Origin of the sequence: Actinomadura nitritigenes, from assembly GCF_017573545.1 — a bacterium.
Classification (GTDB): Bacteria; Actinomycetota; Actinomycetes; order Streptosporangiales; family Streptosporangiaceae; genus Spirillospora; species Spirillospora nitritigenes.
On record NZ_JAGEOK010000011.1, the window covers coordinates 24,075 to 38,285 of the forward strand.

General features: G+C 74.8%; 14 protein-coding genes. 7 read left to right on the forward strand and 7 right to left on the reverse strand.

Annotation, left to right across the window (positions count from 1 at the left end):
- The first annotated feature begins 37 nt into the window (after positions 1-37).
- The 3 genes from J4557_RS18125 to J4557_RS18135 are packed head-to-tail and all read left to right on the forward strand — an operon-like array spanning position 38 to position 2,800.
- Complete coding sequence (locus tag J4557_RS18125; RefSeq protein ID WP_208267902.1) at positions 38-481, forward strand: hypothetical protein; 444 nt, start codon at positions 38-40, stop codon at positions 479-481.
- On the forward strand, positions 478-1,398 hold the full coding sequence (locus J4557_RS18130; protein ID WP_208267903.1) for an AAA family ATPase: 921 nt from the start codon (positions 478-480) through the stop codon (positions 1,396-1,398). The genes J4557_RS18125 and J4557_RS18130 overlap by 4 nt, the downstream gene beginning before the upstream one ends.
- Before the next feature lie 4 nt (positions 1,399-1,402).
- The gene (locus J4557_RS18135) at positions 1,403-2,800 is read left to right on the forward strand and encodes a vWA domain-containing protein (protein ID WP_208267904.1); all 1,398 of its coding nucleotides are present in this window, start codon (positions 1,403-1,405) and stop codon (positions 2,798-2,800) included.
- Here the strand turns inward: J4557_RS18135 and J4557_RS18140 are convergent.
- Positions 2,781-4,208, reverse strand: a complete 1,428-nt coding sequence (locus J4557_RS18140) for an MFS transporter (RefSeq protein ID WP_208267905.1) — start codon at positions 4,206-4,208, stop codon at positions 2,781-2,783. The two genes, J4557_RS18135 and J4557_RS18140, sit on opposite strands and share 20 nt — an antisense overlap.
- 93 nt (positions 4,209-4,301) lie before the next feature.
- Here J4557_RS18140 and J4557_RS18145 point away from each other — a divergent pair, with 93 nt between their 5' ends.
- Entirely contained in the window at positions 4,302-4,799 is a 498-nt protein-coding gene (locus tag J4557_RS18145; protein ID WP_208267906.1) for a winged helix-turn-helix transcriptional regulator, read from the forward strand.
- Between the two features lie 83 nt (positions 4,800-4,882).
- On the forward strand, positions 4,883-6,460 hold the full coding sequence (locus tag J4557_RS18150; RefSeq protein ID WP_208267907.1) for an adenylate/guanylate cyclase domain-containing protein: 1,578 nt from the start codon (positions 4,883-4,885) through the stop codon (positions 6,458-6,460).
- Positions 6,461-6,463: 3 nt separating this feature from the next.
- On the opposite strand, the gene J4557_RS18155 is transcribed toward J4557_RS18150, so the two are convergent.
- Positions 6,464-7,207 (reverse strand): hypothetical protein, encoded by a 744-nt coding sequence (locus tag J4557_RS18155; RefSeq protein WP_208267908.1) that lies wholly within the window; start codon positions 7,205-7,207, stop codon positions 6,464-6,466.
- Between the two features lie 10 nt (positions 7,208-7,217).
- Complete coding sequence (locus J4557_RS18160) at positions 7,218-8,702, reverse strand: MDR family MFS transporter (RefSeq protein ID WP_243775969.1); 1,485 nt, start codon at positions 8,700-8,702, stop codon at positions 7,218-7,220.
- 61 nt (positions 8,703-8,763) lie between these two features.
- On the opposite strand from J4557_RS18160, the gene J4557_RS18165 reads away from it, so the two are divergent.
- Positions 8,764-9,420 carry a TetR/AcrR family transcriptional regulator gene (locus J4557_RS18165; protein ID WP_208267909.1) on the forward strand — a complete coding sequence of 219 codons (657 nt, stop codon included), beginning with the start codon at positions 8,764-8,766 and terminating at the stop codon, positions 9,418-9,420.
- A 76-nt stretch (positions 9,421-9,496) separates the two neighbouring features.
- Here the strand turns inward: J4557_RS18165 and J4557_RS18170 are convergent, their stop codons facing one another.
- Both J4557_RS18170 and J4557_RS18175 read right to left on the reverse strand, forming a co-directional pair.
- Positions 9,497-10,129: an MBL fold metallo-hydrolase gene (locus tag J4557_RS18170; protein ID WP_243775995.1), complete on the reverse strand. Its 633-nt coding sequence runs from the start codon at positions 10,127-10,129 to the stop codon at positions 9,497-9,499.
- Positions 10,126-11,211 (reverse strand): S-(hydroxymethyl)mycothiol dehydrogenase, encoded by a 1,086-nt coding sequence (locus J4557_RS18175; protein WP_208267911.1) that lies wholly within the window; start codon positions 11,209-11,211, stop codon positions 10,126-10,128. The genes J4557_RS18170 and J4557_RS18175 overlap by 4 nt, the downstream gene beginning before the upstream one ends.
- A 224-nt stretch (positions 11,212-11,435) precedes the next feature.
- Here J4557_RS18175 and J4557_RS18180 point away from each other — a divergent pair, with 224 nt between their 5' ends.
- The gene (locus J4557_RS18180) at positions 11,436-12,692 is read left to right on the forward strand and encodes a hypothetical protein (protein ID WP_208267912.1); all 1,257 of its coding nucleotides are present in this window, start codon (positions 11,436-11,438) and stop codon (positions 12,690-12,692) included.
- A gap of 9 nt (positions 12,693-12,701) precedes the next feature.
- On the opposite strand, the gene J4557_RS18185 is transcribed toward J4557_RS18180, so the two are convergent.
- Positions 12,702-13,232 (reverse strand): ATP-binding protein, encoded by a 531-nt coding sequence (locus J4557_RS18185; RefSeq protein ID WP_307799952.1) that lies wholly within the window; start codon positions 13,230-13,232, stop codon positions 12,702-12,704.
- Positions 13,233-13,417: 185 nt separating this feature from the next.
- Entirely contained in the window at positions 13,418-14,083 is a 666-nt protein-coding gene (locus J4557_RS18190; protein WP_208267913.1) for an MBL fold metallo-hydrolase, read from the reverse strand.
- Positions 14,084-14,211 lie beyond the last annotated feature (128 nt).

Below are 14,211 nucleotides of genomic sequence, written 5' to 3' on the forward strand. Positions count from 1 at the left end.
AACTGCCGCTTTCGTCCGATAATCGCCGGAGGTTTCCGTGATCGTGCGGGCCCGCTCGACCGTCCTGGCCGCCTGCGCGGCCGCCACCGTGCTCGCCCTGGGCGGATGCGGCGGCGGGACGAAGGCGGACGGTGCGGCGGAGAGCGCGTCCCCCGGCGCGGCGCCCGCCGCGCTCGGCCCGATCCCCGCGATCAAGCCCGCGGACGTCAAGCCGCTCGTCGGCCGCTGGGTCGGCACCGCCAAGGACTACTTCCAGTTCACGGCGGACGGCAGCGGCGTGTGGGTGAGGAGCGGGCAGAAGCTCTGGAGCGGCACGGCGATCCCCGAGGGGGGCGGGAAGTACCGCTTCTCCTGGCAGGGCGGCGACCCGAAGACCGCGTCCTACTGGGGCGTGTCCCTGTCGGAGAAGAACACCAAGCTGGTCTTCGCGGGAACGAACCAGACGTACACCAAGGCAGTCGCACACAAGGGCAAGGGATGACCGAGACCACCGAGAACGCCGGGGACGCGGGGAACGCCGCGGGCGCCGGAAGCGACGGCGCGTTCGCCTCGCCCGCGGACGTCGAGCGCAGGCTGGCCGGCGTCCGCTACCTCGCCGACGAGGCGATCGCCACCACCGTGTTCCTCGCGCAGGCGCTCGGCAAGCCGCTGCTCGTCGAGGGCCCCGCCGGGGTCGGGAAGACGGAGCTGGCCAAGGCCGTCGCGGCGGCCACGCGGGCGGAGCTGATCCGGCTGCAGTGCTACGAGGGCCTGGACGAGGCCCGCGCGCTGTACGAGTTCAACTACAAGAAGCAGCTCCTCGCCATCCAGGCCGCCCCGGCGGACCGGGCCTGGCAGGAGACCCACGACGACATCTTCTCCGAGGAGTTCCTGCTGGAGCGGCCGCTGCTGGCGGCGATCCGGCGCGCGGAGCCGACCGTGCTGCTGATCGACGAGGCGGACAAGGCCGACGTGGAGGTCGAGGGCATGCTGCTGGAGGTCCTGTCGGACTTCCAGGTCACCATCCCCGAGCTCGGCACGGTCAGCGCGGTCCGCCGGCCGTTCGTGCTGATCACCTCGAACGCGGCGCGGGAGCTGTCGGAGGCGCTCAAGCGCCGCTGCCTCTACCTGCACCTGGACTACCCGGCGGCGGAACGGGAACGTGACATCGTCCTCGCGCAGGTGCCCGGGATCGAGGCGGAGCTGGCCGAGCAGCTCGTCCGGACGGTCGGGACGCTGCGCGCGCTGGAGGTCAAGAAGGCGCCGTCGATCGCCGAGACCGTCGACTGGGCCCGCACGCTGCTCGCGCTCGGCCTCGACGAGCTGGACGAGGCGGCCGTCGCCCGCACCCTCGGCGTCGTCCTCAAGCACGCCTCCGACCAGGAGCGCGCCGCCAGGGAACTGGGCCTGAGGGGCTGATCGGATGGCCTCGCTCGTCGACCGGCACACCGGGTTCGTCGCCGCGCTGCGGGAGGCCGGGCTGCCGGTGTCGGTCGCCGAGGGCCTGGACGCGGTCCGCGCGATGCAGGCCGTCGACCTGCTCGACCGGGGCGCGCTGCGGGCCGCGTACGCCGCCACGGTGGTGAAGCGGCCCCAGCACCGCCCGACCTTCGACACGCTGTTCGACCTGTGGTTCCCGGCGGCGGTCGGGGACGGCGCCGGAGCGGTGCGCGGGGACGACCGGCCCGTCCGGACGCTCGGCGCGGACGGCAGCCCCGTCCCGCCCGCCCTGGACCCGGAGGTGCAGCGCCGCCGCGCGGAGCTGATGGAGCTGTTCCTGTCCGGCGACGACGCGGCGCTGCGGCAGTTCGCGCGGACGGCCGTCGCCGAGTACGGGCGGACGCCGGGCCAGGAGTCCTGGTTCTCCTCCGGGGTGCTGCGCGCGCTGTCGCCCGAGACGCTGATGGCCGGGCTGCTCAACGCCGTCCTGAACGGGCAGGAGCGCGGCGGGATGGCCGAGCGCGTCGCGCGCCGCACGTTCCGCGACCGGATCGGCCGGTTCGAGGAACTCGTCGCGAGCGAGGTGCGCCGCCGCATCGCCGAGGACACCGGCGTCGAGCGGACCGCGCGCCTCGCCGTCCGGCCGCCGCTGGAGCGCCTCGACTTCTCCAGCGCCAACCGCGCCGACCTCGCCGCGCTGCGCCGCGAGGTGTACCCGCTGGCGCGCAAACTCGCGTCCAAGCTCGTCCAGAAGCAGCGGCACGGCAGGCGCGGCCGGCTCGACTTCCGCCGGACGGTCCGGGCGTCGCTGGGCAGCGGGGGAGTTCCGCTGACGACCCACTACCGGCCGCGCCGCCCGCACAAGCCGGAGCTGGTCGTGCTGTGCGACGCCAGCGACTCGGTGTCGGCGTTCGCCCACTTCACCCTGCTGCTGACGTTCGCGCTGCGGGAGCAGTTCAGCAAGGTCCGCGCGTTCGCGTTCATCGACGCGACCGACGAGATCACCAAGTACTTCGCGCCGGGCGCCGACGTCACCGACGCGATGACGCGCATGGCCGCCGAGGCCGACCTCGTCTGGATCACGGGCCGCTCGAACTACGGGCACGCCATCAAGGTGTTCGACGACAGGTACCGCGACGCGATCACGCCGAAGACGTCCCTGCTCGTCCTGGGCGACGCCCGCTCCAACTACGGCGAGCTGTCGCTGCCGATCCTGCGGTCCATGGTCGACCGGGCCCGGCACGCCTACTGGCTGAACCCGGAGCCGCGCCGGCTGTGGGACACCGGCGACTCCGCCGCGTCCCGCTACGGCGACCTCGTCCCGATGTTCGAATGCCGCAACCTCACCCAGCTTGCCGCCTTCATCGAGGAACTCGCCTGACCGGACCGCGTCCACCGGCGGCGGGTCGAGGCTCGCGGATCGCGAGGGCGAGGGCCGCGCCGGCGAGGGCCACGACGGCGGAGACGAGCATCGCGACGTCGGTGCCGTGCGCGAGCGCGGACGGCCCGTCCCCGGACCCGGTCGCGATCGCGCCGACGACGGCCACCCCGATGGACGCGCCGACGTAGCGGGCCGTGTTGTTCGCGCCGGAGCCCATGCTCGCCCGGTCGGCGGGCACGCTCTCCACCGCCAGCCGCGCGAGCATGGCGTTCGCCAGCCCGCTGCCGACCCCGGACACGACCAGGCCGGGGACGAGCCGCCACCAGTGCGCGTCCGGTGCGAGCCCGAGCATCGCGAACTCGCCGGCCGCGCTGAGCGCCAGCCCCGCGGCGAGCAGCCGTCCCGCGGGCAGCCGCGACGGCAGCCTGCGGGCCTGCAGCGCGGCGACGAACGACAGCCCGGACCAGATGGCCAGCACCAGCGCCGACACGACCGGCGACAGGCCGAGCACCAGCGTCATCACGGTCGCCAGGTAGCTCATGATCCCGATGACGGCGAGGCCGGTGACCAGCGCGCCGGACACCGACAGCAGGAACGCGGGCCGCCGGAACAGGCCGAGGTCGAGCATCGGCTCGGAGCGCCGCGCCTCGATCGCGGTGAACGCGGCCAGCAGCACCGCCGCCGCGCCGAGCAGCGCCAGCACGCCCGGGCGCGTCCAGCCGGCCCGCCCCCACGTGATCGCGGCGACCAGTGCCGCCACGCCGAGGCTCATGGTGACCAGCCCCGGCAGGTCCAGGCCGCGCGGCCGGTCGGCCCGCGACTCGGCGAGCGTCCGCACCGCGACCGCGCCGAGCGCCGCCGACGCGATGGCCGCGGCCCAGTACCAGGCCCGCCAGCCGGCCGCCGAGGCCAGGCCCGCCGACGCGATCGGCCCGAGCGCGATGCCGAGGCCGAGCATCGCTCCCCACACCCCGGTGGCGTGGGCGCGGCGCGGGCCCGGCGGGAACGCCGCCGCGATGATCCCGAGGCCCGTCGCCAGCAGCGCGGCGCTCGCCGCGCCCTGCACGATCCGTCCCGCGACGAAGATCCCGGTCGTCGGTGCGACGGCGCAGGCGACGCTGGACGCGGCGAGCGCGGCGGCGCCGATGGCGAACACGCGCCGCCGGCCGTGGTCGTCGGCCAGGCTCCCGGTGGCCAGCAGCGCCGCCGCCAGCCCCAGGCTGATCGACGACATCAGCCAGATGCGGGCCGTCGGCCCGGCCCCCAGCCCGTGCGCCGTCTCGGTGAGCGCGGCCATGGGCGCGGTGTAGTTCATGAGCGCCAGCAGCGTCGCGGCGGCCGGCAGCGCCAGCGCGGCGGTGGTCCCCGCCGCGTGCCGCCCCGCGCGCGGTGTCGCCAGAGTCGTCATGGGAGCCCCTATCGGTTCAGTCAATGAACTCAGTGGGGAGACCGTAGCATGTCTGGTTCGTTCATTGAACCGATGGGGCGGTACTGTGAGGTCATGGCACTCGGCAAGGACTACGCGGCCCAGGACTGCTCGCTGGCCCGCGCGCTGGAGGTCGTCGGCGAGCGGTGGACGCTGCTGATCGTCCGGGACGCCTTCTACGGCGTCCGCAGGTTCAGCGACTTCCTCGCCCACCTGGACGTCCCGCGCGCCGTGCTGTCCGCCCGCCTCCAGTCGCTCGTCGAGTCCGGCGTGCTGGCCAAGGACGGCCACGACTACGTGCTGACCGACATGGGCAAGGAGCTGTGGCCGGTCGTGCACACGCTCGCCCGGTGGGGCGAGGAGCACCTGTCCGCCGAGCCGTGCAGGCTGTTCGTCCACGCCGGCTGCGGCGGCCGCGTCGGCACCGACGGCGTCTGCCCGGCCTGCGGCCGCCCGGTCCCGCTGGAGGACACGGAGATCCACGCCGGCCCCGGCGCGCGCCACCGCGACGACCCCGTCAGCCGCCTCCTCCGCACCCCCCACCGCCTCCTGGAACCGCTCAGGCCCGTCTGAACGCCGTGCCCGCCGGGGGAAGGGCGCCCCAGCGCCCGGCGCCGAGGGCGTGAGGTGCCCGGCAGCGGATACCCTCCACGCTCATGGAGACCGAACCGCCCGGACCCGCCCCGCGGGCCGGGCGCCCCCTGCTCGGCCCCCTGTGGCGGCTGATCGACGGCCGGCCGGACGACTCCCGCGCCGCCATCGCGCGCCGCGCCAGGATCCTGGTGACGGTCGCGACCGGCCTGGCCAACCTCGGCGGCGCCCTGGTCGTGCTGGTGTTCGCGGTCGTGGTGCCGGACCCGGTGGGGCGCGTCTCCGACCGGCTCCAGACGATCAACGTCGCGGTGTTCACGGCGTACGTCGTCGCGGCGGTGCCCGCCGGGCTCGTCCTCGGCGAGCGGTTCTTCCGGCGCGTCCGGCGGCTGGTGGAGCGGCACGACGAGCCGGACCGGCACGAGCGGTCGCTGCTGCTCTACGGGCCGCTGCGGCTGATGGCGCTGCACCTGACGCTGTGGGGGATCGGCACGGTCGGCTGGGTGGTGATCAACGCGCCGTTCTCCACGCTGCTGGCCGTGAAGCTCGGCCTGACCAGCCTGCTCGGCGGGCTGACCACCTGCACCATCGTCTACCTGCTGACCGAGCGGCTGCTGCGGCGCGCGGTGACGACGGCGCTGCGCAGCGAGATGCCGCGCCGCACCGGGCTGCCGGGCGTGGTGGCCCGCTCGGTCCTGGCGTGGGGGCTCGGCACGGCGGTGCCGATCCTCGGGCTGATCACCCTCGCCGTCGGCTCGTTCCTGATCGCGAAGATCACCGTGCGGGACTTCGCGCTGGCGGTCCTCGCCCTCGGCGGCACGGCGCTGGTCATCGGCCTCGCCGTCACCTACGGCGCGGCGCGCGCGATCGCCGACCCGGTCGAGTCGGTGCGGCTCGGGCTGGCCCGGGTGGAGCGCGGCGACCTGGACGTGGAGGTGCCCGTCTACGACGCCAGCGAGGTCGGGCTGCTGCAGGCCGGGTTCAACCACATGGCGGCGGGCCTGCGCGAGCACGCCCGGCTGCAGGACCTGTTCGGCCGGCAGGTCGGCGAGGACGTGGCGCGCGTCGCGCTCGAGCGCGGCATCGACCTCGGCGGGGAGACCCGCGAGGTCGCGGTGCTCTTCGTGGACATCGCCGGCTCCACCCGGCTCGCCGCCGACCGGCCGCCCGCCGAGGTCGTCGCGCTGCTGAACGCGTTCTTCGCCGTGGTCGTGAAGGTGGTCGGCGCGCACGGCGGCTGGATCAACAAGTTCGAGGGGGACGCCGCGCTCGCGGTGTTCGGCGCCCCGCTGGCCCTGGACGGCATGCACGGCCGCGCCCTGGCCGCCGCCCGGGAACTGGCCCGCCGCCTGCGCGAGGAGGTGCCGGAACTGCGCGCGGGCGTCGGGGTGTCGGCGGGCGAGGCCGTCGCGGGGCACATCGGCGCCGAGGAGCGGTTCGAGTACACGGTGATCGGCGACCCGGTGAACGAGGCGGCCCGGCTGACCGACCTCGCCAAGCCGACCGAGGCGCGCGTCCTCGCGTCCGGCTCCCTGGTCGCCGGAGCGGATCCCGAGGAGGCGGCGCAGTGGGAGCTCGGCGAGGAGGTCACGCTCCGGGGCCGCACCCGGGCGACCCGGCTCGCCTTCCCGCGCTCCGCGTAGGGCTCAGGACGGGCCGAGCGTGGCGCCGCTCAGCGTCGTGTAGAACGGCGAGCCGGTGAAGCCGGGCCCGGTCTCCTCGCCGATGTACACGTCGGCGTGGTTCTCGCCGCCGTAGCCGGGGCGGAAGAGGTCGGTGACCGTCCAGCGCGCCTTCCGGAACGCCGCGCACACCGCCGCCTCGATGCGGTGCCCGTTGCCGTCCCTGCCGCAGTCGACGATCGCGAACCGCTGGCCGCGCGCGAGCACCGACCTGTCGGCGGCGGCGGACGACCAGGGGCGGAGCGGGCGGCCCGCCGAGTCGCGGGTCGTGCCGTCCAGCCAGTAGCCGACGCTGTGCGACCAGTTGAGGTACCGGCCGCGCCGCGGACCCGAGGTGATCCGCCCGCTGCCCTCCTCCTGGATCACCGCGAGGAAGTCCTCCGGGTAGGAGCCGAGCGGCGTCCTGCCGTGCGAGCAGTGCAGCTCGGGGCAGCCCTTGACGGTCTTGAGGCGTCCCTTGTGGAGGCTCTCGACGGCCGTGTAGTAGGTGGTGATCCGCCACGCGCCGGGCTTGCCGAGCGGTGCCACCCGCTCGGCCTCCGGCGACACGTCCGGCGAGGCGGCGGGGGAAGCGGCGGGGGAGGACGCGCCGGTCGCGGTGGGCGGCGGGACGGCCAGCTCGCCCGCGGAGCTGCCGGACGCCCGGCCGCAGGCGGCCAGGGCACCGCACAGCGCCAGCACGGCGGCGAGCGATGCCCTCGGCCGCATCAGCGCCCCCTCACCTCCGGTCCGCGCGCGTGCGCTCCGGCTCGTCCGCCACGGGCGACGATATCCCGGACGCGGCGGCCGGGCGGCCCGGCAGCGAGAATCCGGCCAGGAGCAGCACGCCCCCGGCGGCGACCATCCACCAGAACGCCGTCCCGAACGCCTCGGCCGGCGTGGCCCCGCCGGAGACGCGGTGCTGGAGCAGCAGGGTCACGACGGTGATGCCGAGCGCGGCGCCGATCTGGTTGAGGACGTAGAGCGTCCCGGTCGCGCTCGGCGTCGACTCGGCGGGGACGCTGCGGTACACCGACGCCATCGTGGGCGCGCCGATCAGGCCGAGCCCGAACCCGCAGACCGCGGAGCAGGCGCCGAGCCAGACCAGGCTCGCTCCCGTGCCGGCCTGCGTGTACGCCAGGGTGGTGAGCGCCACGACCGCGCCGCCCGCCGGGACGAGCGCGCGGGCGCCGATCCGGTCGCTGAGCCGTCCGGCGATCGGCATGCCGAGGAACGCGCCGGCGCCCTGCGGGACGAGCAGCAGCCCGGCCGCGAGGACGCCGTGCCCCCTGACCTGCTGGTAGTAGAGCGGGACCAGGAACAGCAGTGCGAACAGCACCCCGCCGACCAGCGTCATCACCGCGACGCTCGCCGCGTACGGGCGCAGCGCCAGCAGCCGGAGGTCGACCAGCGGCGGGACGGGCGTGCGCAGCGCGTGCAGCACGTAGCCGAGCAGGAACACCGCGCCCAGCACCAGGCCCGCGACCACGCGCGGGGCGCCGAAACCGGCGGTCGCGGCCTGCGACAGGCCGTACATCACCGCGACCGAGCCGGGGCTGAGGAGCAGCAAGCCGAGCACGTCGAACGGCCTGCGCTCCGTCCCGTCCGGGGCGCCGGCGGGGACCGTCCGCACCGCCAGCGCGATCGCGACCGCGCCGACCGGCAGGTTCACCAGGAACATCCACCGCCACGGCAGGTACTCGTTGATGAGCCCGCCCGCGACCGGGCCGAGGATCGGGCCGAGCGTCATCGGGATCGACATCAGCGCCATCATCCGGCCGGCGCGGCGCGGGCCGGCGGCGCGGGCGAGGACGGTCAGCATCGTCGGTTCCATCAGCCCGCCGCCGATGCCCTGCACCACGCGGAACGCGATCAGCGCGCCCGGGTACCAGGCCAGCGCGCACAGCAGCGACCCGCAGGTGAACAGCGCGAGGCCGGCGAGCCAGACGGCGCGCCCGCCGTACCGGTCGACGGCCCAGCCGCTCACCGGGATCGCCGCGGCGAGCGTGAGCATGTAGGCGCTGGCCGTCCACGCGATCGTGTCGAGCGGCGCGTGGAAGTGCCGGGCCAGCGTGCCGATCCCGACGTTGACGATCGTCGCGTCGAGCAGCGCCATGAACCCGCCCAGCACCATCACGCCGATGAGCCGCGCGAGGGGCCCGTCGATCCGGTCGCCGGCGTCCGCGTCCGCGTCCGCGTGCATGATCACCTCCGGAAGATCCAAGCCGGTTCATTGAATTTAACCGACCAGTTCAATTTGCGGAACGTCACGGTAGCATGGCGGCATGAGCGCGGGGGAGACCACGAGGGAGCGGACCGGGCGGCGCGGCCGGGTCGACAAGCGGGAGGCGATCCTGGACGCGGCGCTGCGCGTCTTCTCCCGGGAGGGCTACGAGCGGGCGAGCGTCGACATGATCGCCGCCGAGGCGGGCGTCGCCAAGCCCACGATCTACAACCACCTCGGCGGCAAGGAGAACCTGTTCCGGCAGATCATGGTGGACGCGGCGCGGGAGACGAGCGACACGTTCATGGCCGCGCTCGGCGCGTTCCCGACCGACCCCGCCGACGCGGCGGAGCTGCGCGCGCGGCTGCTCGCCGTCGCGCCGTCCTTGGTCGGGTGCTTCCACCGTCCCGAGTCGTGGGCGCTGCAGCGGCTGCTGTACGCCGAGTCCGTGCGCTTCCCCGACCTGTACGGCGACGTCCGCGCCAACGGCGCCGGGCAGGTCGCCGACGCGCTCGCCGGGCGGCTCGCCCGCCTCGGCAACGCCGGGCACCTGAGGATCGACGACCCCGACCGGGCCGCCGCCCACTTCATCGCCCTGCTCACCCACGAGCTGGTCGGGCTGTCGGAGCTCGGCAACCGGGAGGTGCCGCCCGCCGAGGTCGAGCGGGTGGTGACCGCCGGCGTCGACGCGTTCCTGCGCGCCTACGCGCCCGCCTGACCGTCCCGGCCCCGAACGCGGAAGGCGGCGACCCCCGCGTCCGGGGATCGCCGCCCGTGCCGCGGGCGGGCCTGGATCAGTGGCCCCGTGCGATCCATTCGTCGAGGTGCGGCGCCTCGCCGCCGATCGTGGTGGAGTCGCCGTGGCCGGTCCGCACGACCGTCTCCGGCGGGAGCGTGAGCAGCCGCTCCCGGATCGAGGCGATGATCGTCGGGAAGTCGGAGAAGGACCGGCCGGTCGCGCCCGGGCCGCCGCTGAACAGCGTGTCGCCGGAGAACACGGTGCCGAGGTCCGGGGCGTGCAGGCAGACCGCGCCGGGGCTGTGGCCCGGCGTGTGCAGGACGGTCAGGCCGGTGCCCGCGACCGTGATGACCTGCCCGTCGGACAGCTCGCCGTCGGGGCTCCTGTCCGGGTGCTTCTGCTTCCACAGCATCAGGTCGCCGGGGTGCAGCAGGACGGGCGCGCCCGTGCGGGCGGAGAGGGCGGGCGCCGCGTCGATGTGGTCGTCGTGGCCGTGCGTGGACACGATCGCCACCAGCCGCCGGTCGCCGACCGCCGCCGCGATCGCGTCGGCGTCGTGCGCGGCGTCGATGACGATCGCCTCGCTGTCGTCGCCGACGATCCAGACGTTGTTGTCGACCTCCCACGTCCCGCCGTCGAGGGAGAACGTCCCGGACGTCACGACGTGGTCGACGCGGGCGGGCATCAGAAGACCACCACCGAGCGCAGCACGTCGCCGTGGTGCATCTTCTCGAACGCGGCCTCGACGCCGTCGAGCGCGATCGTCTCGGACACGAACGCGTCCAGGTCGAGGCGCCCCTGCAGGTACAGGTCGATGAGCATGGGGAAGTCGCGGGAGGGCAGGCAGTCGCCGTACCAGGACGACTTCAGCGACCCGCCGCGGCCGAACACGTCCAGCAGCGGCAGCTCCAGCCTCATCTCCGGGGTGGGGACGCCGACGAGCACGACGGTCCCGGCGAGGTCGCGGGCGTAGAACGCCTGCTTGTAGGTCTCGGGGCGGCCGACCGCGTCGATGACGACGTCCGCGCCGAACCCGCCGGTCAGCTCCTGCACGGACTCGACCACGTCGGCGCCCTCGGCGTGGATCGTGTGGGTGGCGCCGAGCGAGGACGCGGTGGCGAGCTTGCGCTCGTCCAGGTCGATCGCGATGATCTTCGACGCGCCGGCCAGCCGCGCGCCCAGCACCGCCGCCGCGCCGACGCCGCCGCACCCGATGACCGCGACCGAGTCGCCGCGCCCCACGTTCCCGGTGTTGATCGCCGCCCCGAGGCCGGCCATCACGCCGCAGCCCAGCAGCCCCGCCACCTCGGCCTTGGCGGCCGGGTCGACCTTGGTGCACTGCCCCGCGGCCACCAGCGTCTTGTCGGCGAACGCGCCGATGCCGAGCGCGGGGGACAGCTCCGTCCCGTCCTCGAGGGTCATCTTCTGGGCGGCGTTGTGGGTGTTGAAGCAGTACCAGGGGCGTCCGCGCAGGCACGCCCGGCACTGCCCGCACACCGCGCGCCAGTTGAGGACGACGAAGTCGCCGGGCGCGACCTCGGTGACGCCCTCGCCGACCGACTCCACCACGCCCGCGGCCTCGTGCCCCAGCAGGAACGGGAACTCGTCGTTGATCCCGCCCTCGCGGTAGTGCAGGTCGGTGTGGCACACCCCGCACGCCTGCACCCGGACGACCGCCTCACCCGGACCCGGATCGGGGACGATGATCGTCTCGATCCGCACCGGCTCGCCCCGCCCGGGCGCGACGACCCCGCGTACCTGCTGCGCCATACTGCCGCCTCTCGTCGTGTTCGGTCCTTGCTCCGACCCTATAGACCCCGGTCCCGGCCTCACCGCGGGTCTTCTGCCGGACGGAACATCCGGGCACCCCCGCCAGAGGGAGGGCACCGCCCCCGAGGTACCGGATGGAAGATCACCACTCGGCGCGATGCCCGTCCGGGCGCGCGGGCCGGAGGCTGGTGGCCGTTCGTTCCCCCAGCTGAAAGAGGACCGCCATGACCCGCCGTTTGAAGATCGCCGCCGCGGGCGCCGCCGGGGCCGCGATCATCGCCGCCGGCGCCGTGCCCGCCCTGGCCGGGGAGGGGGCGAAGGACCGCCCGGCCGTGACGCACCAGCAGGCCGCCGCGCGCGGGCAGCTGATCTCCGCGCGCTACCTCGGCACCAGGTCCGCCGACGAGGTGCGCGCGTGGCTGGCGACCGAGGGCTTCGACGCCTCGTCCGTCCGCTACGGCGTGGACTCCTACCGCCTCATCTACCGGACGGTCGACGCGCGCGGCCGCGCGACGGTCGCCAGCGGCCTGTTCGTGCTCCCGCGCAACGGCGAGCGGAAGCTGCGCACGGTCTCCTACACGCACGGCACCACCAGCTACATCGCGGACGCGCCGTCGATGGCGCAGGACGTGTGGGGCCCGGGGCCCGCCGTCACCTACGGCGCCGCCGGGTTCGCCGCCGCCGCGCCCGACTTCCTCGGCCTCGGCGAGGGACCGGGCGTCCACCCGTGGAAGGACGTGCCGACCGAGACGTCGGCGTCGCTGGACATGCTCCGCGCCGCCCGGCAGTTCACCCTGCGCGAGCACCGGGCGCTGGACGGCCGGGTCCTCGTCACCGGGTTCTCGCAGGGCGCCTCGTCCGCGCTCGGTCTCGCCAGGGCGCTGCAGGACGGCGCCGATCCGCACTTCCGGCTCCGCGCCGTCGCCCCCATCAGCGGCGGGTACGACTTCGGCGGCGCCGAGCTGCCAGCCCTCCTGGACGGGACGGTCGACCCGAAGACGTCCGTCGCGTACCTCTCCTACCTGCTCACCTCGTGGAACCGCATCCACGGGGGCATCTACGAGCAGCCGTCCGACATCTTCAAGGAGCCGTACGCGAGCCATGTCGAGAAGTACTTCGACGGCACCACGCCCGGCCAGGTGATGCTGAAGGGACTGCCCGGCACCCTCGGCGAGCTGCTCACCCCGCGCGGCTTCGAGGTGCTGCGCCACCCGTCCGGGACGCTCGCCGAGGCCCTGCGGGTGGACGGCGAGGTCTGCACGGCGTGGACCCCGCGCGTCCCGGTCCGGCTCTACAAGATCACCAACGACGACCAGGCGGTGACCGCGAACACCGACCACTGCGCCGCCGCGTTCCGCGCCCGGGGCGTCGACGTGCCGGTCGTCGACGTCGGCGACAAGGTCTACGGCGGCTCCCGGCACCTCGGGTCGAACATCGCGGGCACGGCACTCGCCGTCCGCTGGTTCGGCGGGCTCCGCTGAGCGGCGCGCTCAGCCGAACCGGATCGTCCGGAGCCGGTCGGCGGCCTCCCGGTCCAGCACCGTCACCCCGGCCGCGGGCGGGAGGGCGCCGCCGCGGGCGCGCTCGATGAGCGGCACCCAGCGCCGGCAGTGCCGCGCGAACGTGACGCCGGTGACGGCGCGCCCGCGCGCGAACTGCCCGGCCCGCGCCGTGGCCGGGTCGACGTCGATGAGGATCAGGTGGAGCCGGCCGCCCCGGCGGCGCGCCAGCCAGGCGAAGCAGTACAGGATGTGCGGCCAGGTGCCGCGCGTGTGGGCGACGACCCCGTGGCCGGCCAGCACCGCCCGCCCGATCCGCCAGACGTGGGTGACGTGGACGAGCGGTGTGCGCAGCCGCACCGGCAGCGGGCGCAGGAAGCGCGCCCACCAGTTGCGGGACTGCCGCGAGTCGATGATCCGGACGTCGCCTGCGGGCACCGGCGCGGTCTCCTCGCCGCTCAGCCCGTACAGCCGGTTCAGCAGGGTGCTCTTGCCCGCCCCTGGGAGCCCGGCGAGCAGCACCAGCGAGCCCCGCGGGTAGCGCAGGGCGGAGCCCGGTTCCGTGTCGTCGATGATGCGCTCCTGGTGTCGGCCCCCGGATCGGTGCGGATGTGGTCGTCAGAACGAACACTCCGCACCGCTGGTTCCGGCGGCCGGCGCACCGGGACCCGCCGCGGACGTCGCGGCGGGCCTTCAGGAGGGCCGGGTCACCAGCCGCGCGAGCGCCACTCCGGCAGCGACGGGCGCTCCCGGCCGAGCGTGGAGTCCTTGCCGTGGCCCGGGTAGAACCAGGTGGCGTCCGGGAGCCGGTCGAAGACCCGCTCCTCGACGTCCGCGAACAGCTGCTTGAACAGCGTCGGGTCGCCCCAGGTGTTGCCGACGCCGCCCGGGAACAGGCTGTCGCCGGTGAACAGGTGCGGGCGGTCGGCCAGCTCGCCGCCCGCGTCGTACAGCAGCGCGATCGAGCCCGGCGTGTGGCCGCGCAGGTGGATGACCTCCAGCGCCGCCCGCCCGACGCGGACGGTGGCGCCGTTCTCGACGGGTTCGGAGACCGGCTCGGGCAGCGCCTCCGCGTCGTGCGGGTGCGCGACGACCGGCGCGCCCGTGGCCCGCACGACCTCGCTCAGCGCCGTCCAGTGGTCCTCGTGGCGGTGGGTGGTGACGATCCGCGCGAGGGGCCCGTCGCCGATCAGCTCCAGCAGCCGCGGCGCCTCGTTGGCCGCGTCGATCAGCAGCTGCTCGCCGGTCGCGGTGCAGCGCAGGATGTAGGCGTTGTTGTCGTACGGCCCGACCGCCACCTTGGTGACCGTCAGGCCCGGTAGCTCCCGGACGTCGGGGCGGCCGCCCGCCTCGACGTTCCCCGTGTAGGTCATGGGCGAGTCCTCCCATCGGCGGTACGCGCCGTCGGTGGTGCGCCCCGGTGGTGGTGCGCGCAGACCATCTTCCCCCATCGGGCGCCGCCCGGTGCGCCCGGCCCGGATGAGTCACGGGACTCATCCGA